This window comes from Mycobacterium montefiorense, from assembly GCF_003112775.1.
In the GTDB taxonomy this organism is placed as follows: Bacteria; Actinomycetota; Actinomycetes; order Mycobacteriales; family Mycobacteriaceae; genus Mycobacterium; species Mycobacterium montefiorense.
This window is the reverse complement of the sequence record NZ_BFCH01000036.1, coordinates 293,862-316,645: the sequence shown is the minus strand read 5'-3', so window position 1 is coordinate 316,645 and position 22,784 is coordinate 293,862. Positions and strand designations below refer to the sequence as shown.

The window sequence follows — 22,784 nt, the reverse complement described above, 5'->3', positions numbered from 1 at the left end:
GGTTACACCGTGAGGTTGAAGTTCGGGTCGACGCCGTACAGCGCCAACTGGGCCAGCAAGACGACGACCACCACCGAGACCAGTGAAAAACGCATCGATCGGCCGACTGCCTGGCCGACGCCGACGGGGCCACCGCTGGCGGTGTACCCGTAGTAGCAATGGGTGATCATCACCACCACCGCGATCGTGACGACCTCGGCGACCGACCAGAAAACGTCCTCAGTACGCAGGAAGGTACGAAAGTAGTGCTCGTAGGTACCGTTCGACTGTCCGTAGAGCACGGTGGTGACGAGCTGGCCCGAGGTGAAGGCCATGTCGAGAGCCAGCGCGTACAGCGGCCCGATCACCACCAGCCCGCCCAGGATCCGGGTGGAGACCAGATACGAGATCGACTTGATGCCCATGACTTCCAGGGCGTCGATCTCCTCGCTGATCCGCATCGCACCCAACTGGGCGGTGGCACCCGCGCCGACCGTGGCGGCCAGCGCGACACCGGAGACGATGGGCGCGGCGACACGTGTATTGGCCAGTGCGGCAAAGAATCCGGTGAACGCCTCGACACCGATGTTGCCCAGCGAGGCGAAGCCCTGGATGGCGATCAGCGAACTGCCGGATAGCGTCACAAACCCGATGATGGCGACCGTGCCGCCGATCACGGCCATCGCGCCGGTGCCCATGCCAATCTCGGCGATGAGTCGCAGCGTCTCGGTGCGGTACCGGTGCAGCGCCCACCCAATCTGCGTGACGCTGATCCGCGTGAACCTCGCGAAAATCCCAATCCGCTCGAGCCTTCGGACCGCGCCGCCACCGTAGTGGTTGAGGTTGGAACTAGTGCGCGGGTAGCGGGCGCGCAGCACGGCGAAGGTCGACATGTCAGCGCCCCGTCCCGAACCGCACGCCGATCGTGGTCAGAACCACGTTGACCGCAAAAAGCGCGATCACGCACAACACCAGCGTCTCGTTGACGGCGGTGCCCACGCCTTTGGGACCGCCCTTGGTGGTGAGCCCGCGATAACAGCCGACCAGGCCGGCGATCATCCCGAAGATGGCCGACTTGATCACCGAGATGACCACTTCGGGCAAGCCGGTGACCAGGGTGAGTGTGCCGACATAGGCGCCGGCCGAAACGTGTTGGATGAAGACACCGAAGACGAAACCGCCTACCAGGCCAATGGTTATCACCGCGCCGTTGAGCAGTGCGGCGACGATGGTCGCGGCGACGACGCGCGGCACGACCAGCCGGTGGATGGGGTCGATGCCGAGCACCTCCATCGCGTCGATCTCCTCACGGATGGTCCGAGCGCCCAGGTCGGCGCAGATGGCTGTCGCCCCGGCGCCGGCGATCACCAGCACGGTGGTCAGCGGGCCCAACTGGGTGACCGCGCCCAGCGCCGCGCCCGCGCCGGAGATGTCGGCAGCGCCGAACTCGGCCAGCAGGATGTTGAGCGTGAAGATGATGAGCACTGTCAACGGAATCGAGACCGCCAAGGTTGGCAGCAACGAAACGTTCGTGATGAACCAGCCCTGCTCGATCACCTCACCCCACTGAAAGGGCCGTCGAAACAGCGCCTTGCCGGTCAAGACGCACATCTGACAGAAGCCGCCGACCGCGTCAATCCCGGGCTGGATCTGACCGCGGAGATAAGTGGCGATCACGGTGTGGGTGCTCATCGCCGCCTCCCCGGGCGGTCGAGAGCGGCCAGCATCGCGGTGTTGGCGAGTTCGAGCAAGTCGTTGGCGGCTTTCCTCGCCCCGACGGCATCGCCGGCGCAGATCGCATCGGCCAATTTCCGGTAGGCGTCCGGACGTTTGACCTCAGCGGTTATCCCGCCGGCCAGGGCAGCCAGCGCCGGCTCATATGCGGCGCGAAAGGCGTTGTACATCAACCGAAATACGATCGAGCTGGTGCTATCGACCACCTGATCCCAGAACTTGAGGGAGTGGCGTTGCCACACGATGGGATCGCGTTCGGTCCCGAGATCGCGCAGCGAATCCTCGAACAAGCCGGCCAACTCAGGTCCATGCCGTTCAGCCGCCAGTTCGGCAACCTTCGGGCCGATACGCAGCCGAGCCTCGAGCACGCTGCGGACAACGGAGATGTCGAGCTCGTCCTTGCGCAATACCAACCGGGGCAGCAGGTCCAGGCCCGCGTGCCGGCGGAAGTCACGCACGGTAGTGACGTCGCCGTGGCGAACCTCGACGAGGCCAGCCGCCGAAAGCCGCTTGAGACTCTCGCGAACGGCCGGTCGGGACACCCCAAGAACTTCTGCCAAGCGGCGCTCGCTGGGGAGTGCCTCACCGGGCTGCATCTCCCCGCTGAGTACATCGGCCGCGATCTGCTCGAAGACCTCTTCGGGCACCGATCGGCGGATCACCGGCTGCAGCGCCATGCGCAAGAGCATTCTCGGTCATAGGTCAGACGTCAAGTGGTCAGACCACTGGCGTGTCGCGCAGCCCACGCCGTCCATCCGGGATCGGTGTTTGCCGGGGGCGCTAGTTCCCCGTCCGCTGCGCGGCGACGAACAGGTTGCCGGGGACGTCGTTCTCGACCTCTTCCGCCGGCCTGCGGCCATAGCCGGCCATCAGTTCCAGCGAAGGCGTCACCGTCACGTCCCAGCTGTGGCGACCGAACCAGGCACCCACGTCTTCGCGCTCTTCGAAGTACCACAATTCGTCGGTGCTGGGGACCTCGCGCTGTAGGTCCGCTTTGGCGAACGCCGCGCGGACGCGATCCATCCGCGCCTTACGGCGCGTCCGGGCTTCGGGGTCGAGGAACTTCGGCCCCAGCGCCTCCACACCGATCCGGCTGCCGGTGACAGTCAGGCCCTGCACGCGTTCGAACAGCAGCTCCTGGGCTGCGGCCGGCAGATATGGCATCAGCCCCTCGGCCGACCAGACGCTGGGTGCTGAGGCGTCAAAACCGGCCTCGCGCAAGGCCTTCGGCCAGTCCTGGCGCAAGTCCACCGGGACGGCGACCCGGTTGCAGGCGGGTTGCGCCCCATGGTCGGCCAACGTCGACGCTTTGAAATCGAGCACCCTGGGCTGGTCGAGCTCGTACACCGTGGTGCCGTCCGGCCACGGCAACCGCCAGGACCGCGAGTCCAGGCCGGCCGCCAGAATCACCGCCTGGGAGATGCCCGCGTTCGTCGCGTCCAGAAAGAACGCGTCGAAAAAGGCGGTCCGGGAAGCCATATAGCCGACCATCGCCTGCATCTGCTGCGCCAAATTAGGCTCGGTCTCGAGGAGCTCGGCGGGCAGCTGCGGAGCGGAATACCAATTCCACACCCCATCACCGGCCGCGTCGAGGAAGACGCGGGCAAACGGATCGCGGATCAGCGGATTTTCGCTCTCGGTCTCCGCCGCTCGGGATGCCGCGACGCCCAGCGCCGTCGCCCCCACGCTCTCGGTGATCTCCCAGCTGTCGTTCTCGGTCCTGGCCACGCTCACGTCCTCCCGGTTGACGCACACTTTGGGCGACCTTACGTGAGCGAACTGTCCGCAGGCTGTGTCCGTCGGCGGCGTCCGGCTACCGTTTACCCGCAGGTAAACAACCTGTCCACCAGGTTCATGCGCGCTTGCCCGCAGGTATCCGGTTAAGTTGTCGGCGGGCCGCTAACAGCGGCGCACGGGCCCAGGGATTTCGAAGGATCACGGTCATGCGAGTTGACGGGCGCGAGATCAGCGTTTCGGGCAGCTTGCTGCAACCGGTGAATCGGCGGACCAATGACATTCTGCGGTTGATCCTGGCCACAGTGTTTCTTGCGACGGTGATCACCGGCTCGCTGGTCACCCGCACCCGCTGGATTCGGCTGGAGAAATCCGTCTCCCAGATTGTCGGGGTCTTGTCGCCCACGCAATCGGACGTGGTCTACCTGCTATACGGGTTCGCGATTCTGGCGCTGCCATTCGTGATCCTGATCGGCCTGATCGTCGCCCGACAGTGGAAACTGTTGGGCGCCTACGGGGCCGCCGCGATTCTCGCGGCACTCCCCTTGTCGATCAGCAGCAACCGCCTGGCGGCACCCCGCTGGCACTTCGATGTCTCGGACCGGCTGAGCACGCTACCCGCGCAGTTCCTCGACGACCCGCGCTGGATCGCGATGCTGGCCGCGGTGCTGACGGTTTCCGGCCCCTGGCTTCCCGCGCGCTGGCGACACTGGTGGTGGGCGCTGCTGCTCGCCTTCGTGCCGATCCACCTCGTCATCAGCGCCATCGTCCCGGCCCGCTCGCTGGTGGGGCTGGCGGTGGGCTGGTTCGTCGGCGCGCTGGTGGTGCTGGCCGTCGGTACACCCGCGCTGGAAGTGCCGCTGGTGGCCGCGGTCCGTGCGATGGCCAAGCGAGGATTCGTCGTCTCACGGCTGATGGTGATCCGGCCCGCCGGACCCGGTCCGCTTGTGCTGTCGACCGATTCCGGCGATCCCGATTCGACGGCAGCGATCGAGTTGTACGGCCCGCACCAACGCAGTGGCGGCGCGCTGCGCGAGCTGTGGCGCAAGCTGCGGCTGCGTGATGCCGAGACCGCTCCCCTGCAGGCCTCGATGCGTCGCGCCGTCGAGCATCGCGCGTTGATGGCCATCGCCATCGGTGAGGTGGGCGTGGCCAACACGTCGACGATTGCCTTCGCGGCGTTGGACCGGGGATGGACGCTCTACGCCCACAGGCCCGTTCGGGGGATCCCGCTCGACGAGTGCACAAAGACGACACCGGTCGCGCGGGTATGGGAATCGCTGGGAAAGCTGCACGACTTTCAGATCTCGCACGGCGACCTGCGCAGCCACGAGATCACCGTCGACGACGGCACGGTGCTCTTCGGTGGGTTCGGCAACGCCGAATACGGCGCCACCGAAGCACAACTGCAATCCGACCTGGCCCAGCTGCTGGTGACCACGTCAGCGTTGTACGACGCGAAGTCGGCGGTTCGGGCGGCCATCGATACGTTCGGCAAAGACAACATCTTGACCGCCTCGCGTCGGCTCACCAAATCCGCTGTGCCCAAACGGGTCCGCAAGTCGGTAGGCGACGCGTCCGCTGTCATCTCGGCCGCGCGGGCCGAAGTCAAATCCCAAACGGGTGCGGATCAGATCGAGAAGGAAACCATCACCCGGTTCACCCGTAGTCAGGTCGTTCAGCTGGTCCTGCTCGGCGCGCTGGTCTATGTCGCGTACCCGTTCATCAGCACCGTGCCGACATTCTTTTCCGAGCTCAGGACGGCGAACTGGTGGTGGGCAGTACTGGGTGCGTTCATTTCTGCCTCGACGTATGTGGGTGCAGCGGCGGCGTTGTGGGCGTGCACCGACGGGACGGTGAACTTCTGGAAGCTGTCAATAGCCCAGGTAGCCAACACCTTTGCCGCCACCACGACCCCGGCCGGCGTCGGCGGGCTGGCACTGAGCACCCGGATCTTGCAGAAGAGCGGCCTGTCCGTCATGCGGGCCACCGCCGCGGTGGCGCTGCAGCAATCGGTACAGGTGATCATGCACCTGCTATTGCTGATTTTGTTCAGCACCGTGGCGGGCGCGTCGATGGACCTTTCGCATTTCGTACCCGATGCCACGGTGCTCTACCTGATCGCGGGTGTGGCGCTGGGCATTGTCGGCACATTTCTGTTCGTGCCCACGCTCCGTGGCTGGCTGGCTGGCGACGGCGGTGCGCCCGCGGCTGCAGGAAGTGGCCAAGGACCTCATCGAGCTGGTCCGTGAACCCAGGCGACTCGCGCTGATCGTACTTGGTTGTGCCGGAACGACTCTCGGTGTGGCGCTGGCGCTGTGGTCCAGCGTCCAGGCTTTCGGCGGCGGCGCCACATTCGTCACCTGCACGGTGGTGACGATGGTCGGCGGCACCCTGGCCTCGGCCGCGCCGACGCCCGGCGGCGTGGGTGCCGTCGAAGCGGCGCTGATCGGTGGGTTGGCCGCGTTCGGGGTGCCCGCCGCTGTCGGCGTGCCATCGGTGCTGCTGTATCGGGTGCTCACCTGCTGGCTGCCGGTCTTCATCGGCTGGCCGGTGATGCGCTGGCTCGCCGACAACGACATGGTCTAGCCGGTCGACCGATACTCAACTAGCAACTTTCTCCGACAATGTCGGCTAGTCTCATTTCGCGCGGCTGGCGCTGGTGCTAGCCCAATTTCCGGGAGAGTTGATCGATGAAACACTTCACCGCAGCAACCATTGTCGTGGCTCTGAGTCTGGCGGTCGTGGGTTGCGGCTCGGGCGGCAAGTCAGAAACCAAGACATCGACATCGACAAGCACCTCGACGTCGACAACGACGACCACGACGACCACCAGCGCGACACCGGGCGCACACGCCAACAAGTCCATCGCCGACTATGTCGTCGAGAACAAGATCACCGAAACCCCGGTGCACCGCGGCGACCCCGGCCCCACCATCAACCTGCCGGTGCCCCCGGGCTGGCAGATCGCGCAGAACAGCGCCGCGTCCTACGGCGCCATCGTCCAGTCGCAGCCCGCCAATCCCGCTGATCCGCCCACCATCGTGGCGATTTTCTCGAAGCTCACCGGTAACGTCGACCCGGCGAAGATCCTCCACTACGCCCCGGGCGAGCTGCAGAATCTCCCCGGCTACGAGGGCTCCAAAGGCAATGCGTCCACGCTCGGCGGGTTTCAGGCTTGGCAGCTAGGTGGCACGTACACCAGGGACGGCAAGACGCGCGCCATCGCACAGAAGACGGTGGTGATCCCGAGCCAGGACGGGGTGTACGTGTTGCAGTTCAACGCCGATTCGCTGCAGAGCGATCACGACCCGTTGAATGAGGCCACCAACGTGATCGACGACCAGACCACCATTACCCCCTGACAGCAGCCGGATCGCGCCGCGGAGACGACCAGCTCCGCGGCGCGCTGTCTGCATGCCCTTAAGGTGGGGCGATGCCACGAAGCCGGCTCGCTATCGCCGCGGCCGCTATGTTGATCGCCTGCGGCTGCCAGAGTCCGAACCACAGCCCGGGCACTCCGGCGGCCGGCCCACCCCCGATTCCCAACCGTCTCTGCAACGACGTGCACGGAGTGTGGGACGCCAAGGTCGGACAGTGCAGATTGAGCAAGGACGTCAACGGCGCCCACCTCGAAGTGACCGCCGCGTACCCCGTCGACCTCGTCGACACCCCGCCGGCCGGCCCGGTCCTGACACCCTTCGTCCGGAAATTCTTCACCGATCACGGCGAAACGGACGCCAACGGAACCGGCAACGCCAACATCACGTCGCAGGTTCTCACGAATGCATCGACCACGAAAACTGTGGTATTCCAGTCTGATTGGTATTTCAGCAGCATGCCCCACCCCAATGCCGAGATCACCACATTCACCTTCGACTCGAACCGTCAGCTGCAGCTCGCCGACCTGCTGTGCCCCGGCGTGGATCCGTTGAAGGCGATCCCGCCCATCGCGCATCCCTTTGTGCAGCAGGCGCTGAGCGGGTCGCCGTTCCAGGTCGAGCAGTTCGAACCCGACCGCGCCGAGGGCGAGCTGGCCGACAGCTACCAGGCCTGGGCGCTGGACCGTGACAACCTGATCCTCTATATGCCTGCGGGTCGTGGCCCCGGCGGGGTGTCGCCAGGGTCGGTAGCACCCAGTGTTCCGCTGGCCCGGCTCGCGCCGATCCTGCGTGGAAAAGGCTGCTCACCGTAGCGATTGGCCTTACGGTGGGGGCATGGCAGAACAGTCGTATGCGATCGACGCCGGGCACCCACCGTCGGCCCTGCTCAAACTCGTCAACCCAATGCTGGGTTTCCTGCTGCGCACCCCGCTGGCCGGCTCCGCCCGCAAGCAGCTCATGGTGTTGAGCTTCACCGGCCGAAAGACGGGGCGCCCGTTCACACTTCCGGTGAGCGCCCACGTGATCGGCAGCGATCTGTATGCGCTCACCGGTGCTCCGTGGAAGCAGAACTTTCGCGGTGGCGCGCCCGCCCAGGTCGTTTACGACGGCAAGACGACCGCGATGCGCGGCGAGCTCATCCGGGACCGCGCTATCGTTTCCGATCTCTACAAGCGCTGCGCCGACTCGTATGGCCTGCGACGCGCCCAAACGATGATCGGGTTGAAATTCCGCGACCAGCGGATCCCGACGTTGGAGGAGTTCGGCGAGGCGGTCGACCGCATGCACCTCGGCGCTGTCCGACTGACCCCGGCCGAGTAATAGCTACGCCGGCCCCGCGCCCGTGCCCGCGCGGGTTCGGCTGATCACCGGCTGCTCGAACCCAGCATCGGTCACCGCATGTCGCACCGCCTCGCCAACCGCCTCCGCCTGGTCGGTGGGCACCAGAGCGATCACACAACCCCCGAACCCGCCGCCGGTCATCCGGGCGCCCAGCGCACCCGCGCGCACCGCGGTGTCGGCGATCAGGTCGATGTGGCCGATGGTGATTTCGAAATCGTCACGCATGGACGCGTGCGAGGCGGTCATGATCTGGCCGGCCGCGGTGAAGTCCGAATCCCGCAGCGTGCCAACAAAATCAAGTACCCGCCGGTTCTCGGTCAACACATGACGGGCTCGACGGGCATCGACCGGATCGGTCACCGCCGCCAAGACCGAGGGCCCGTGGTCTTGAACCTCGCGCAGTGACGACACCTTGAGTTCGGCGGCCGCCCGCTCGCACGACGCACGCCGGGCCGCATACTCGCCACCCGCGTGCCGATGCCGTGCCCGGGAGTCGATCAGGAGCAGCGCGACACCGTGCGCGTCCGGGTCGAAGGCCACCGGCTCGACGGTGGCATCGCGAAAGTCGATCAACAGCGCGGTCGACGGCGCCCCGAACAGTGCGGACAGTTGATCGAGCAAACCCGTTGGGGCACCGACATAGTCATTCTCGGCGCGCTGCGCTAGCCGCGCCTGTTCTTTGGCGTCGATGTGCACACCTGCCGCCGATGCGATCGCCCCCAGTGCCGCGCATTCCAACGCCGCGGAGGAAGACAGCCCGGACCCCAGCTCCACCTCGCTGGTGATCGACATCGCGCCGCCGGGCACCGGGTGGCCGGCCTGGCGCAGCGTCCACATCACCCCGGCCACGTAACTCGCCCAGCCATCCAGGTCACCGGGAGCGGTGCTCAGCGGTATGCGCACGGCTCCGTCCGCGCGGTCGCTGCTCACCGTGATCGCATCGCCACGGTCGGGGGTAAAGGTCACCACCGTGCGTTGCGGAAGCGCGATCGGCAGCGCGAACCCGAGGTTGTAATCGGTGTGCTCCCCGATCAGATTGATCCGCCCCGGCGCCGCGTAGCGAATAGTCATCCGAGTTCGGCCAGTCGCTGGGCCACGCTTTCGGGCGTGACGTCGGTGATGAAGGCGTCCATCGCCGATTCGGAGGCCGCCAGGTACTTCAGCTTGGTGGCGCTGCGCCGGATCGACATCAACTCGACGTGGAAGTAGCCGTCAGCCTGAACCTCGGTATCGGCGTATTGGTGCAGCGCCGAAATATAGGGCAGCGGACCCGAATACATCCGGTCGAACCGACCCAACATGTCGAGATAGAGTTGCGCGAACGCGTCCAGTTCGTCCTCCGTTAATTCAACAAGGTTGCGCACGAACCGGTTCGGGTAAATGTGCACCTCGACCGGCCAGCGCGCCGCGAACGGGACAAACGCCGTGAACAGCTCGGTGCGCGCTGCGATACGCCTACCGTCGGCGATCTCACGGGCCAGCAGATCGGCAAAGAGGTTGCCGCCGTGATGCATTCGATGCTCGCGTGCCTGTGCCAGCATCGCGGCGGTGCGCGGCGTCAAATAAGGGTAGCCGTAGATCTGACCATGCGGATGGGCCAGAGTCACCCCGATTTCCTCGCCGCGATTCTCGAAACAGAACACCTGCTCGATGCCCGGGGTGCCCATCAGGTCGGCGGTGCGGTGCCGCCATGCCTCGACCACCAGCCGCGCATGCGCAGGTTCCAACCCCGAAAACGACCCGGTGTGGTTGCTGGAAAAACAAATCACCTCGGTCCGGCCATTTCCGGGCGCGAAGACAAACCCGTCGGCTTCGGGCGCGCCCATCGGCTGACCGGCACCGGACAGGCTTGGGAACCGGTTCTCGAAAACGACGACGTCGTAGTCGGGCGCGGGTACCTCGCTGGTCAACCCGGTCGGACCCGGGCACAGCGGGCACAGGTCGGCGGGCGGCTTGTAGGTGCGGTCTTGTCGCAGCGCCGCGATGATCACCCACTGTCCGGTCGACCGGTCGAACCGCAACTGCGACTGATCTCCGGCACGCTCCGGCAATGGCCTGCGATCGGCGACCGGCACCGGACGGTGCCCGGGCAACGCGAAGAACAACAGGTCACGGCCATCGGCCAGCTTCGCCCGCGTCGGCGCTGTCACGACCTCGAAGACTAGCCTGGTCCGCAGCGCTCACGCAGTAGCGCTGCGGATAGGAGAGCAAAAAGAGAGGTGGTAGCGGGTGTCGGGTGGGCACGGGGCGAACGAGCGCGGCCTTCGCGATACCCGCCGAGACGATGTGGATTTGAGCGCCGGTAGGGGTCTCGGCGCCTCCGCGACGGTGCTCTATGGGCGGGCGCGAAACTGGTGGATCGGCTCCGACCCCGGACTGTTGCGACTGCGAATGGCGACTCGGACAACGACCGCGCTGGCCTGCTCGCTCACCATGCTTTTCGTACTGACCCGCGCGACCGGACAGCCATTGACCGTCGCACTGCTGGGCGTCGTCATCACGATGATCGCGTCCCGATCCGTCAACGAACCTGACTCGCGCCAGCAGCGAATCACGATGGCGCTGCTGCCATTACCCGCCGCACTGTCCATCATTGCCGCCGCGGCGCTCGCGCCGTACCAGGTGGCCGCCGATACCGTCTTCGTGATTGTCGTCTTCACCGCGGTGTACATTCGTCGCTTCGGCCCCCGCGGCAGAGCACTCGGGATGGTCGCGTTCATGGCCTATTTCTTCACTTTGTATCTGCGAGCAAGCCTTTCAGAGTTGCCGTGGATGATCGGCGCCGTCGTCGTCGGAACGGTGTGCACGTTCGTGATGACCACCTACGTACTGCCCGACCATCCAGAACGCGTGCTACGCGCCACGATTCGTGCGCTGAGGGCGCGAATGGCGATCGTCGTCGACACCACGGCGGACGCGGTTCGCACCGGGCGACTCGACGAACGGCGACAGCGCCAAATGCGGGCCCGCACGATTCGGCTAAACGAGACCGCCCTGATGGTGCAGAGCCAGATCGAAGACAAGGCCGATCCCGCCGTGCTGTGGCCCGGGGTGACCAGCCAACAGCTGGCTCCGTGGTTGTTCGACGCGGAACTGGCCATCGAGTGGGTCGCCAACGCCGGACGGCAAGCGGCATTGGTCGTGACGGAGAATCCCACCGCCATCGGCTCCGGCACCCGCCTGGAACTCGCGGGGGTGCTCACCGAGCTGGCCCGAGCGATCCGGATTCCGTCGCTCGACGGGCTTGCGCAGGCCGCGAGTCAGGCCCAACGAATCCTTGACCATCAGCCAACGCCCACCGCTGACGACGACCCCGGGCAAGCGGCAATACGTCGCCTTGCGCTGGCAATCATCAACGCCGCCACTGCAACTGCTGAAGTCCGGTCAATCATCGATCACGCCACCGGCAAGGCCGCTGAAAGCATCGAGGACGCTAAGCCTGCGGAGCCCGAGCAGGCGTGCCCCGAAGACGACGACAGTGCCGATGCCAAGCAAGCCGGCGGGCTGTCGCAGACCACTCGGCAAGCCATTCAGGTGACGATCGCCGCGTCGCTGGCCATCGTCACCGGCGAGCTGGTGTCGCCCGCCCGTTGGTTTTGGGCGGTCATCGCGGCGTTCGTGATCTTCGCCGGCACCAACTCCTGGGGTGAAACCCTGACCAAAGGCTGGCAGCGAATGCTGGGCACCATCCTCGGCGTGCCCTGCGGCATGCTGGCGGCCACGCTGTTCGCCGGCGCCAAGACCGCCTCGCTGGCGGCGATTTTCGTCTGCCTGTTCTGCGCGTTCTATTTCATGACGATTACCTACAGCCTGATGACCTTCTGGATCACCACGATGCTGGCACTGCTCTACGGCTTGATGGGCCAATTCTCGTTCGGTGTACTGATGTTGCGCATCGAAGAGACCGCGATCGGCGCCGTGATCGGAGTTACCGTGGCGATCCTGGTGTTGCCGACGAACACCAGAACCGCCATCCGCGACGACACCCTCGCCTTCTTGAAGGCGTTGACCGCCCTGATCGAGATCTCCACCGCGACGATGTTCGGCGACGACGAAGCCGTCAGCCCGACCGAGCAAGCGCGCCAGCTCGACCGAAACCTGCAGCAGTTCCGAATCACCGCCAAGCCGCTCTTGGCAGGAGTGGCCGGTCTGGCTGGACGCCGCAGCATTCGCCGGGGCCTGCGCATCTTCACCGCCTGTGACCGTTACGGCCGAAGCCTGGCCCGCAGCAGCGAGCGCTACCGGAATCCCGTCGGCTCACAACAGCTGGCCGTCGAAATGGGCAACGCATTCACCACGGCCGCCGAGCAGACTCGGCGCAACATCGACGCGCTGGTCACCCTCGTCGACGGGGCCGGCCCGGTGACCGTCAACTCCACGACCGACGCGCTCGACGCCGCCGAGGCCCTGGCCCGCCATCGCGACGACGAGGCCGAGCCGCCTGCTGACGCCAGGCGATTCCTCACCGCGGTGCACGCGCTTCGTCAGATCGAACGTGCCGTCATCACCGCGGCAACAAACCTCGGCGCGCACGACACCCAGAAGGTAGCTAGCCAGACGGCGCACTGAGCACTACCGGGCGCCAGGGTCTCGCGCAGGACCCGCCGACTTGGCAAACTCTAGCTACCCCAGGAAAGGCGTCAGCGCATGCACATCTCCGGCAACACCATCTTCATTCCCGGCTCGACCAGCGGGATCGGGTTGGCGCTCGCTCTGCGCCTGCAGGCCAAGGGCAACACCGTCATCGTCGGGGGTCGCAGAACCGAGTTGCTCCACCAGATCGCCACCGAGCATCCCGGTCTCGACACCGTGCAGATCGATACCGCCGACGCCGCGAGCGTGCGCTCGGCCGCCGACGAGGTGCTGGCGCGCCACCGGAACCTCAACGTTGTGATCGCAGTCGCGGGCATCATGAAAATCGAGGACTGGCATCACCCCGACACGTTCCTGGAGTCCGCCGAATCGACGATCGTCACCAACGTGCTGGGCCCCATCCGACTGATCGCGGCGTTCGTCGAGCATCTGCAAAAGCAGCCGGCAGCCACCCTCATCACGGTCTCGTCAGGCCTGGCATTCGCGCCGCTGCGGGCCACCCCCAGCTACAACGCCTCCAAAGCCGCCATTCACATGCTCAGCGAGTCGCTGCGGCTGCAGCTGGCCGACACAGGCGTCGAGGTCAAAGAACTCGTGCCGCCGTCCGTGCAAACCGATCTGGCTCCCGGACAACGGGATAACCCCGCCGCGATGCCCCTCGACGAGTTTCTCGACGAGGTGATGCTGCTGCTGGAAAACGAACCCGACAGCAACGAGATTCAGGTGGAGCGGGTGAAGTTCCTGCGCTACGGCGAGGCCCGCGGCGACCAGGACAAGGTGATCGCGGCGCTCAACGCCAGCGACCCGCACGGCAAGTAGCCGACATTTGCTCTTATATGTATGCCCAGCCATGTCTAAGCGCTAACATCTGCTCACCACCCGCGATCCCCGAGGAGCGCATCCATCGCCGCTGTCAACCTCCCGCCGGGGTTCGACTTCACCGATCCCGACATCTACGCCCACCGGTTACCGGTGCAGGAGTTGGCGGAACTGCGCCGGGCGGCGCCGATCTGGTGGAATGAGCAGCCGCTCGATCAGGGCGGGTTCTCCGACGGCGGCTACTGGATGGTCACCAAGCACCGCGACATCCGCGAGGTGTCGCTGCGCAGCGACATCTTCTCGTCCGCAACGAAATCCATCGTGCCGCGCTACCGGGAGGATCAGGCGCAGGGGCAGATCGAAGCCGGCCGGGCATCGATGATCATGATGGACGACCCCGCACACAGCCGTCTACGCAAGATCGTCGCCCGCGGCTTCACCCCGCGAGCCGTCGAGCGGCTACGCGCCGACCTCAACGAGCGCGCGCGCCAGATCGCCCAGCACGCCGCGGAGCAACGCTCGGGAGACTTCGTCCTTCAGGTGGCCTGCGAGTTGCCGCTGCAGGCCATCGCCGGCCTGCTCGGGGTGCCGGCGGAGGACCGCGGCAAGCTGTTCGACTGGTCCAACAAGATGATCGGAAGCGACGACCCGGAGTTCGCCGACTACGACGCACTCACCTCAGCGGGCGAATTAATGTGGTACGCAATGCAATTAGCGGCCCGCAAAGCCGAAGATCCGGGTGACGATATCGTGTCGACGCTGGTGGCGGCCGGCGTCGACGGCGACGGACTCTCCGAGGCGGAATTCGGCATGTTCGTGGTGACGCTCGGCATCGCCGGCAACGAGACGACTCGCAACTCGATCACGCAGGGGATGATGGCCTTCACCGACCACCCCGAGCAATGGGAGCTGTTCAAGGCGCAGCGACCCAAGACCGCAGCCGACGAGATCATCCGGTGGGCCACTCCGATCACGGCATTCCAGCGCACCGCGCTGGCCGACACCGAGCTTGGTGGCGTCGCGATCACCAAGGGTCAGCGGGTGGTGATGTTCTACCGCTCGGCCAATTTCGACGAAGAGGTATTCGGCGATCCATACGCATTCAACGTCATGCGCAGCCCCAACCCGCACCTCGGATTCGGTGGCACCGGTGCGCACTACTGCATCGGCGCCAACCTGGCTCGCATGACGATCGACATCATGTTCAACGCAATCGCCGACCACATGCCCGACCTGGCTTCCGCCGGGGACCCGCAGCGGCTGCGCTCACCGTTCATCAACGGCATCAAACACTGGCAGGTCGACTATCAGCGCAGCTGACCTGTCACCACCTAGCGGCGCAGTCCTGTTCGCCGATAATCGAAGTCACGCATTGACGGTGAACGCTTCGATCGGCCGGTCGTATCCGCGCAGCTCCAACCGCCGCCGCGGTGAGCCTGCCACCAACTCGTCGGCCACTGCGGACGCGACGAGCAATTCCCCACCGGCGGCATGCTGTTGCATCCGCGCCGCGACGTTGACCGGGTCGCCGAGCGCGGTGAAATCGACCACCGCGTCCCCGACATTGCCGACGTAGGCGACGCCCGCGTTGACCGCCACGCCCAGCTGCAGCCAAGGCCCCTCGTCGCCCCCGTACCCGACCGCGTCCAGCAGATCCACCCCCGCCATCACCGCACGACGCCGGTAGTGGGGCCCGCTGATGCCCCGCACAAAGAAGGCCATGACCTCGTCGCCGATCAGCTTGTCGATCACCGCATCATGGCGCAGGAGCGTCTGCGTTGCGGCTGAGTAGAACCGGTTGAGCAACGCGGCAAAGTCCGCGGCGTCGCCACGCCGGCCCAGCTCCGTGGAACCGCGAACGTCGGCGAACAACACCGCGACGTCCACCTCGGCGCCGCCCGGCGGAAGCGCGTCGCAACAGCGGCTGCACAAATTTGGGTTCTTGCGGGACGGGCTGAATCCAGCGGCAGCGAAAGCGCGTCCGACCAGCCCACCGAACGGGTTGTTGCACACCTTGCAACGCGGTTCGGACGGCAGATGGCGAAACACCCGCCGCGCCCTGACCAGAGACGCATGACCTTCCGTTAACACCCTGTCCCACGGCTGTTTTGGGGCTACAGCAGCGGTGTCGGGTGGGGAATCGAAAACAACCATGCCGAAATTGTCGACCCCGAGCCCTATCGGCACATGAGGCATCCGCCCCAAAGCCGTCCGTTTGGCCGCCAACATCGGTTCGCCTGAACGCGCGTCGTTGACACCTATACAACGTGGCCATACATTGTTTGAAAGTTGTCCGCGCGCTTCGCGCGTCGCGGATTCCGGGCTAAGGAGACCGCCATGGCTGTCGGTACCGCTCCCGCAAGTGTTTTCGACGCCGATCTCCCCGCGTTGGACTACGACGCCGGGGAGACCCCCGCGGAGATCTACCCGCGCATCGAAGCCGTGCAGCGACAGGCCCCGATCGCGATCGGGCCATACGGACCCGAGGTGCTCTCGTACCCCCTGGTGCGCACCGTTCTTCGCGACACCCGATTCCAGATCCCGCCGGGCATCAATCTGCTCGTCCACGGCATCACGTCGGGCCCGTTGTGGGACAAGGTGGTCAACAGCTTGCTCTGCCTGGAAGGTGACGCGCACCATCGGCTGCGCAGTCTGACCTCCAAGGCATTCACCCCCAAAGCGACCCTGCGCCTGCACGACACGATGGCCGACCTGATGAACGAGCTCGTCGACGGCGTTGCCGACGCGGGGTGCTGCGACGTGGTCACCGCCATCGCCCGCCCCTACCCCGTGCCGATCATCTGCGCGCTGCTCGGCGCACCACGTGAGGATTGGCAACAGTTTTCGGTATGGGCCGACGAGATCTTCAAGGCCTTCAGCTTCAGTGCCGACATTCGCGAACTGGAGCCCGGCGTGATGCGCGCGTGGGGTGAGCTAGACGACTATGTCGACGGGATGGTCGCTCGACGCCGGCACAGCCTGACCGACGACCTGCTTTCCGATCTCATCCGCGCCGAGGAAGACGGAGATCGCCTCAACGCCGCCGAACTACGCATGCTTGCCGGAGGCCTGTTGTTGGCGGGAACAGACACCACCCGCAACCAGGTGGGCGCCTCGGTGCAAGTGCTGTGCGAGCACCCCGAGCAATGGGAACTTCTCACCGACCACCCCGAACTGGCGATGCGCGCGGTCGAGGAAACCATGCGCCACTCACCGATCGCCTGCGGGACGCTGCGGCTGGTGGTCGAGGACGCCGAGCTCGACGGGTACCTATTCCCGGCCGGCACCATGGTGTTGGTCAATACCGCTGCGGCCAACCGTGATCCCGATGTGTACGCCGACCCGCACCGCGTCGACATCACCCGTGAGGGGGTACCCCCGATCCTGACCTTCGGCGGTGGCATTCACTACTGCCTGGGCGCCAACCTGGCCCGCCGCGAGCTCGCCGAAGCGCTGACCGTTCTGTCCCAACGGCTGGTGAACCCGCGCATCGCCGGACCAGTGCCATGGAAGCCGATGGTGAGCTTGAGCGGACCGACTAGCCTGCCCATCGAGTTCGACGTGGATTGATAGGTGGCGTTCGGCCCGGCGGGTATGGTCCGAACGATGAAAGAGCGCAGGACATCCGACGGCGCGGTACTCGTTTCACCAGACAATTTCGCCCGGGCTGAAAGCGACTTGTATTTCGGCAAGGTCGTCGCCGACGGCGGTTTCGGGACCTTCATGCACATCCGCGAGCTGACGCCACTGGACAATCAGCTGGTGGTGCGGCCCAACCGCGACACGCTGTATTCGGCGGGCGTCTTCGACCTCGAGGCCGGACCGTTGACGATATCGCTGCCGGATCCCGCCGGCCGGTTCATGTCGATGCAGCTGATTACCGAAGACCACTACGTGCCGGCGGTGTGCTACGGGCAGGGCGAACACACTCTGACCCGCAACGACATCGGCACCCGGTACGTGGTGGCGATCGTTCGCACCCTGGTCGACCCCAATGACGACGCCGATCTGAACACCGTCCATCGACTTCAAGACGCTGTCGGGGTGCGACAGGACAACGCGGGTAGCTTCGAGATCCCGAAGTGGGACCCGGTCAGCCAGAAGGCCGTCCGGGACGCACTTGTTCAGCTGGGGGCCACGGTGCCTGACTCCGCAGCGATGTTCGGCGCCAAGAATGACGTCGACCCGGTACGGCACCTGATCGGCTCGGCAGTGGCATGGGGCGGCAATCCGGAAAAAGACGCCTTCTACTTCAGCGTCCATACACCAAACAATGACGGCGCCACGGTCTATCGGCTCACCGTCGGCGAGGTGCCGGTCGACGGGTTCTGGTCGGTTACCGTCTATAACAAAGACGGCTACTTCACCCCGAACGCGCTCGACGCCTATTCGCTGAACAACATCACCGCGCAGCGGGACGGTGGCGGCGAGATCACCATTCAATTCGGCGGCTGCGATACCGCGTCATCCAACTGCCTGCCGATCACCCCGGAATGGAACTATTTGGTCCGGCTGTATCGGCCGCATGAAGAAGTCCTCAATGGCGGATGGACATTCCCAGCGGCCCAACCGGTTTCGTGATCGGCAATAGTGAGAAAGGCCGCACCAGTCGCGGTCGCAGTTAATGGGGGTTTGCTGATGCGTGCGGACAACGGGACATGTATGCCCAGGCGCCGGCTTGCCCTGCTCGGGCCGGCAGTCTGTCTGGTCATCGCGTCCTGTTCGGAGACGGCATCTCCACCGGCGCTAACGACGACGACCTCGACTTCCACCTCGGCGGCCACCACCAGTTCGGCTCCTCCACCGCCGCCGGTAACCGGCCCTTTGGAGAAGGACTGGAAAAGCTACGGCGGAACGGCGTACTTCGGCTGTCCGGAGGAATTCTCAGTCGGCACATCCGCGCTCGAGGACATTCGCCCCAAAGTGTTCGATACGAAAACAGGCCAATACGTTGCACCGTCGCTCCCCACGATTCCCGCCGGCGAAAACGTCACCGGAGCCATGTGCGCGCTGGCGGGCACGGCGGACGACCTGTTGGCCGTCTACGTGGTGACGACGGTCAAACCGGCGCAGGCGCCGGCACGCGAGGTCACCAAGACCACCGCGTACGCCTTCGACTTCAAGACGGGAAAACAGGTGGCGACGAAAGAACTGCAGCCACCGATTCCCGAGTTGCAATTGACCGAGGCGAAGCAATGGCGGCTCGGCGCAACGACCTCCGGTGCGGCATGGCTCAACGCCTTCACCGACGGACATGCCACTACCTCGCCGCCGCGAACCGTCATTCTTTCCGGTAGCGACTTGACCAGTGCGTGGAACGACGATGCGCCCGCTCGCGTCTGGCAGGACGTGCTGTCGTTTCAGCGAAACACGCAGCCCGGCAAATCCTCTGGTGCTGAGCTGCGCCGTCCGTCGGGTGAAACCATTTATCAGGACAACGATGTAATCACGGTGGATACCGAATTGTCAGACGGGCCAGACAAATTGGTGAAGATCACCCATCAAGACTCTCCCACCGTCGTCTCGACCATGTTTTTCGACCTGAACGCCAAGGCCATGATCAAGGTGGGTGAGTCCGATCGGATCTCCGGCGGTGGGCTGACCGCGACGTTGTCGGACGGAAAGCTCTTCGTCGACGGCCGCGACTCGGCCGATTCGCAGTTCGGCTTCGGGGTGTGGAATCTGCGCACCCAGCACTGGGACTTGCTCAAGAACCGAGATGACGCCAAGAAGCTTCCGATCTCCAAAATGGCCTTCTTCGCCGATCATCTCTACATCACGAATATCGGCGGAACGTACTCGGTGCTCGCCTTGCCCGCCCCCGATCCGGTCGCGACGAACTGGTCCGTCCGGCCCTTCGAGCGGATATCGGGATGGACGCTGGTCTGCCGCGGCGAAACCACCGCCGGCGGCGACTGCAAGGAAATCGTGATGGTGCAAGACCAGGACGGGCACTACCCAGGCCCGTGGTTCTAGGGCCGACCCCTCACCTGCCCTTTTCGTAGCCCGTCGTCAACCAGAACACCGTGCGCTCGAGGCCGGGAACGATCTCGGTGACGTCGATCTCCCCCTGCGTGAACCGGCCGAGGAAACCGTATACGACGCCGGTGAGGATCAACTCGAGATCATCGGCGAAACTCTGATCCACTTGCGCCAGAACGGCTCTGGCGACCGGCACCACCGCGTCGACACCGCGTTCGATGAGTCGCTCACCGCCGGGCCCCGACCTGGCGCGAAAGTAGGATTTCAGCATCAGCGGGTGCTGTTCCCACGGCTCGAAAATGGTCCGCAGCACCTGCATCAGGCCCGAATACAGCGATTCGCCCGAGGCGCTGGCGGCCCCCGGCTCCGGCAGCTTCGCGTATCGGTTAGTGTCCATCCACCATTCGAGTGCGGCGACGATGAGTTCATCCCGCGTCCCGTAACGCTTGTAGATCGTCGCGAGCGACACCCGTGCGTGCCTCGCAATTTCGCGAAGCTGGACGGCGTCAGAGCCCTCGGTGTCGAGTAGTTCGACCACGATTCCGATGATCGGGTCTACCGTCTCGGAGCCCCTGTTGCCTGCCACGGTAACCATGTTACTGTGGCAGTCTAGTAACCGGGTTACCGGCGCTCTAACTGCACCGACGGTGTAAATCAAAGTGAGGGCATGTGGGCAAGCTGGACGGCAAAGTCGCCTTTATCTCCGGGGTCGCACGCGGCCAGGGACGCAGTCATGCGATCCGGCTGGCTCGCGAGGGCGCCGACATCATCGGCATCGACATCTGCAGCGACATCCCGGCGAACCATTACCCGATGGCATCGCCCCAAGAACTCGACGAAACGATCGCCCTGGTCGAACAGGCCGGCGGCAAGATGGTCGGCACCGTCGCGGACGTCCGTGACTTCCATCAGGTCAAGTCGGCGATGGACGCCGGGGTCGCGCATTTCGGACGCCTCGACATTGTGCTCGCCAACGCCGGTATCGCCCCGGTGGCCTTCCGCGAGCTGAGCATCGAAGAAGAGCTGGACCAGTGGCGTGCGGCCGTCGGCGTCAATCTCGACGGTTCGTACCACGTCGCCTCGGCGGCGATTCCGCACCTGCTCGCCGGCAATCGGGGCGGATCGATCGTGTTCACCAGCTCCACGGCCGGATTGCGAGGCTTTGGCGGTGCGCAGGGCGGCGGCCTCGGCTACGCGGCGTCCAAGCACGGCATCGTCGGATTGATGCGAACCCTCGCCAATGCGCTTGCGCCGGCCAATATTCGGGTCAACACCGTGCACCCCACCGCGGTCAACACGATGATGGCGGTCAACCCCGCGATGACCGAGTTCCTGGAGAATTACCCCGGCGGCGGACCGCATCTGCAGAACCCGCTGCCGGTCGGGATGCTCGAGCCCGAAGACATCAGCGGCGCGATCGCCTTCCTGGTCTCCGACGAGGGCAGGTACGTTACTGGCGTGACCTTCCCCGTCGACGCCGGCTTCTGCAACAAGCTATGACCACCGGGTCCGATAGCGGGTCGACAGGGCGTGCGGCAGGCAAACGCGTCCTAATCACTGGGGCCGCAAGGGGAATGGGTCGCAGCCATGCCGTACGCCTGGCCGAGGAAGGCGCCGACCTGGTACTGGTCGATGTCTGCGCGCCCCTTGCCGGACTGGACTACCCGTTGGCGACGGAAGAAGACCTGGCCGAAACCGCGCGGCTGGTCCGTGAACATCACCGCACGGCGCTGACCTACGTGGCCGACGTCCGTGACGGCGACGCGATGAAGTCCGTTGTGAACGAGGCGGTCTCGCAGCTCGGCGGGCTCGACGCGGCCGTCGCCAACGCCGGAATCCTCACCACCGGCACCTGGGACACGACGACGGCCGAGCAGTGGCGCTTGGTGACGGATGTCAATCTGATCGGCGTCTGGAACACCTGCGCCGCGGCGATTCCACATCTGGTTGAGCGCGGCGGCAGCCTGGTCAATATCAGTTCCTCGGCGGGCATCAAGGGCACGCCGCTGCATGTGCCCTACACCGCGTCCAAACACGGGATCGTGGGCATGAGCTTGGCCCTTGCCAATGAGCTTGCCGCGCAAAATATTCGGGTCAACACCGTCCATCCCACGGGCGTGGCGACCGGGATGGCGCCACCATCGCTGCACGAACACATCGCGGCACGGCCCGACCTCCTGCCGATCTTCCTCAACGCGCTGCCGGCGCCCCTTATCGAGGCATCCGACGTGAGCAATGCCGTGCTCTTCCTGGTCTCGGATGAATCGCGTTACGTCACGGGGCTCGAGTTCAAAGTCGATGCCGGCGTGACGATCAGGTAGGAGCCACGATGGATACGACGCGTCGAGACCGGGGCATTCGCCAGTACGCCGAGGTGATGACTGTCGACCCGCCCGAACAGGACGGCACCGCCTTCGCAAACGGGTTGATCGACTTCGTCTTCGCCGAGGTGTGGTCGCGACCGACGCTTAGCCGTCGCGACCGCAGATTCGTCACCCTGGCCTGCGTCGCCGCCGCCGATGCCGCCCAGCCCCTGGAACAACACATCTACGCCGCACTGAACAGTGGTGACATCACGATCGACGAGATGCGGGAGACCGTACTGCATTTCGCCGTCTACGCGGGGTGGCCCAAGGCGTCGAGGTTCAACATCGTCGTGGACCAGCAGTGGTTCGCCATCATGGCGGCGCGCGGCGAAGAACCGTCGCCCGCCGAGCCGTTGCTGCCGATGGTCACCGAAAGCGACCCGGAGCAACGCCTCCTCGGTGGCGAGAGCTCCTTCAAGGACATCAACTGCCTGCCGTTCGCGCCACCGCGCGATAACCCCTACACGGGCGCGGGCATCCTGAACTTCGTGTTCGGTGAGATGTGGCTTCGCCGCGGGCTGGGGATGAAGGAACGGCGCCTGATCACCGTGGCGTGCGTGGCGTTTCAGGACACCGAAATCCCGATCATGTCCCACGTTTACGCGGCACTCAAGAGCGGTGACGTCTCGTTCGACGAGATGGACGAACTGGCATTGCAATTCGCCGCATACTACGGCTTCGCGAAGGCCGAATACCTCCACCAGGTGATCGCGGAGCAGCAGCAGCGGGTGCTGGCCGAAGCCGGAACATCGCCCGTGTGACGACCGCGTCGGAGCGTTGAGGGTGCACTCCTGGCGCCATGGATGCACACCCAAAGCCGGGGACGCACACCCGACGGGACGTCAAGCGCCGT

General features: G+C 65.3%; 20 protein-coding genes and 1 pseudogene. 13 read left to right on the top strand and 8 right to left on the bottom strand.

Features of this window, described 5'->3' with window-relative positions; genetic code table 11:
* Positions 1–2: 2 nt before the first annotated feature.
* From DB708_RS25305 to DB708_RS25290, 4 genes are all read right to left on the bottom strand, one after another.
* Positions 3–872, bottom strand: a complete 870-nt coding sequence (locus DB708_RS25305) for an ABC transporter permease (protein ID WP_108926191.1) — start codon at positions 870–872, stop codon at positions 3–5.
* 1 nt (position 873) lies between these two features.
* Positions 874–1,671 carry an MlaE family ABC transporter permease gene (locus DB708_RS25300; protein WP_108926190.1) on the bottom strand — a complete coding sequence of 266 codons (798 nt, stop codon included), beginning with the start codon at positions 1,669–1,671 and terminating at the stop codon, positions 874–876.
* The gene (locus DB708_RS25295; protein ID WP_108926189.1) at positions 1,668–2,390 is read right to left on the bottom strand and encodes a FadR/GntR family transcriptional regulator; all 723 of its coding nucleotides are present in this window, start codon (positions 2,388–2,390) and stop codon (positions 1,668–1,670) included. The genes DB708_RS25300 and DB708_RS25295 overlap by 4 nt, the downstream gene beginning before the upstream one ends.
* A gap of 103 nt (positions 2,391–2,493) precedes the next feature.
* Entirely contained in the window at positions 2,494–3,441 is a 948-nt protein-coding gene (locus tag DB708_RS25290) for a class I SAM-dependent methyltransferase (protein WP_108926300.1), read from the bottom strand.
* A 215-nt stretch (positions 3,442–3,656) separates the two neighbouring features.
* Here DB708_RS25290 and DB708_RS25285 point away from each other — a divergent pair.
* The 4 genes and pseudogenes from DB708_RS25285 (at position 3,657) to DB708_RS25270 (ending at position 8,150) form a co-directional block, all read left to right on the top strand.
* Positions 3,657–6,036, top strand: a pseudogene (locus DB708_RS25285) (lysylphosphatidylglycerol synthase domain-containing protein).
* Positions 6,037–6,140: 104 nt separating this feature from the next.
* Positions 6,141–6,812 carry an envelope biogenesis lipoprotein LpqN gene (lpqN, locus tag DB708_RS25280; protein ID WP_108926188.1) on the top strand — a complete coding sequence of 224 codons (672 nt, stop codon included), beginning with the start codon at positions 6,141–6,143 and terminating at the stop codon, positions 6,810–6,812.
* Between the two features lie 71 nt (positions 6,813–6,883).
* A complete protein-coding gene (locus tag DB708_RS25275) occupies positions 6,884–7,642 on the top strand; it encodes a hypothetical protein (RefSeq protein ID WP_133251055.1) in 759 nt (252 codons plus the stop codon).
* Between the two features lie 22 nt (positions 7,643–7,664).
* Entirely contained in the window at positions 7,665–8,150 is a 486-nt protein-coding gene (locus DB708_RS25270; RefSeq protein WP_108926186.1) for a hypothetical protein, read from the top strand.
* A gap of 3 nt (positions 8,151–8,153) precedes the next feature.
* Here DB708_RS25270 and DB708_RS25265 read toward each other — a convergent pair whose 3' ends face one another.
* Together DB708_RS25265 and galT are read right to left on the bottom strand one after the other, a co-directional pair.
* Positions 8,154–9,242 (bottom strand): galactokinase, encoded by a 1,089-nt coding sequence (locus DB708_RS25265; RefSeq protein WP_108926185.1) that lies wholly within the window; start codon positions 9,240–9,242, stop codon positions 8,154–8,156.
* Positions 9,239–10,348 carry a galactose-1-phosphate uridylyltransferase gene (gene galT, locus DB708_RS25260; protein ID WP_108926184.1) on the bottom strand — a complete coding sequence of 370 codons (1,110 nt, stop codon included), beginning with the start codon at positions 10,346–10,348 and terminating at the stop codon, positions 9,239–9,241. Before galT ends, DB708_RS25265 begins: the two co-directional genes overlap by 4 nt.
* Before the next feature lie 214 nt (positions 10,349–10,562).
* Between galT and DB708_RS25255 the strand changes: the two genes are divergently transcribed.
* The 3 genes from DB708_RS25255 to DB708_RS25245 all read left to right on the top strand — a co-directional run bounded on the left by DB708_RS25255 (position 10,563) and on the right by DB708_RS25245 (position 14,903).
* A complete protein-coding gene (locus DB708_RS25255; RefSeq protein ID WP_108926299.1) occupies positions 10,563–12,740 on the top strand; it encodes an FUSC family protein in 2,178 nt (725 codons plus the stop codon).
* 78 nt (positions 12,741–12,818) lie between these two features.
* Positions 12,819–13,583: an SDR family oxidoreductase gene (locus tag DB708_RS25250; RefSeq protein WP_108926183.1), complete on the top strand. Its 765-nt coding sequence runs from the start codon at positions 12,819–12,821 to the stop codon at positions 13,581–13,583.
* 84 nt (positions 13,584–13,667) lie between these two features.
* Positions 13,668–14,903: a cytochrome P450 gene (locus DB708_RS25245; RefSeq protein ID WP_108926182.1), complete on the top strand. Its 1,236-nt coding sequence runs from the start codon at positions 13,668–13,670 to the stop codon at positions 14,901–14,903.
* A gap of 45 nt (positions 14,904–14,948) precedes the next feature.
* Here DB708_RS25245 and DB708_RS25240 read toward each other — a convergent pair whose 3' ends face one another.
* Positions 14,949–15,632, bottom strand: a complete 684-nt coding sequence (locus tag DB708_RS25240; protein WP_235616939.1) for an adenylate/guanylate cyclase domain-containing protein — start codon at positions 15,630–15,632, stop codon at positions 14,949–14,951.
* Between the two features lie 288 nt (positions 15,633–15,920).
* On the opposite strand from DB708_RS25240, the gene DB708_RS25235 reads away from it, so the two are divergent.
* From DB708_RS25235 to DB708_RS25225, 3 genes are read left to right on the top strand one after another with little or no spacing between them, the layout of a single operon-like run.
* Positions 15,921–17,153, top strand: a complete 1,233-nt coding sequence (locus tag DB708_RS25235) for a cytochrome P450 (RefSeq protein ID WP_108926181.1) — start codon at positions 15,921–15,923, stop codon at positions 17,151–17,153.
* A gap of 36 nt (positions 17,154–17,189) precedes the next feature.
* On the top strand, positions 17,190–18,164 hold the full coding sequence (locus DB708_RS25230) for a DUF1254 domain-containing protein (protein ID WP_108926297.1): 975 nt from the start codon (positions 17,190–17,192) through the stop codon (positions 18,162–18,164).
* Positions 18,165–18,221: 57 nt separating this feature from the next.
* On the top strand, positions 18,222–19,559 hold the full coding sequence (locus tag DB708_RS25225) for a hypothetical protein (RefSeq protein ID WP_409347629.1): 1,338 nt from the start codon (positions 18,222–18,224) through the stop codon (positions 19,557–19,559).
* A gap of 10 nt (positions 19,560–19,569) precedes the next feature.
* On the opposite strand, the gene DB708_RS25220 is transcribed toward DB708_RS25225, so the two are convergent.
* The gene (locus tag DB708_RS25220) at positions 19,570–20,160 is read right to left on the bottom strand and encodes a TetR/AcrR family transcriptional regulator (RefSeq protein WP_108926179.1); all 591 of its coding nucleotides are present in this window, start codon (positions 20,158–20,160) and stop codon (positions 19,570–19,572) included.
* A 74-nt stretch (positions 20,161–20,234) separates the two neighbouring features.
* On the opposite strand from DB708_RS25220, the gene DB708_RS25215 reads away from it, so the two are divergent.
* Genes DB708_RS25215 through DB708_RS25205 form a run of 3 tightly spaced genes read left to right on the top strand, consistent with a single transcriptional unit; the run spans position 20,235 to position 22,692 of the window.
* The gene (locus tag DB708_RS25215; protein ID WP_108926178.1) at positions 20,235–21,065 is read left to right on the top strand and encodes a mycofactocin-coupled SDR family oxidoreductase; all 831 of its coding nucleotides are present in this window, start codon (positions 20,235–20,237) and stop codon (positions 21,063–21,065) included.
* Entirely contained in the window at positions 21,062–21,886 is an 825-nt protein-coding gene (locus DB708_RS25210; protein WP_108926177.1) for a mycofactocin-coupled SDR family oxidoreductase, read from the top strand. The genes DB708_RS25215 and DB708_RS25210 overlap by 4 nt, the downstream gene beginning before the upstream one ends.
* An 8-nt stretch (positions 21,887–21,894) precedes the next feature.
* A complete protein-coding gene (locus tag DB708_RS25205; protein WP_108926176.1) occupies positions 21,895–22,692 on the top strand; it encodes a carboxymuconolactone decarboxylase family protein in 798 nt (265 codons plus the stop codon).
* Positions 22,693–22,784: the final 92 nt, after the last annotated feature.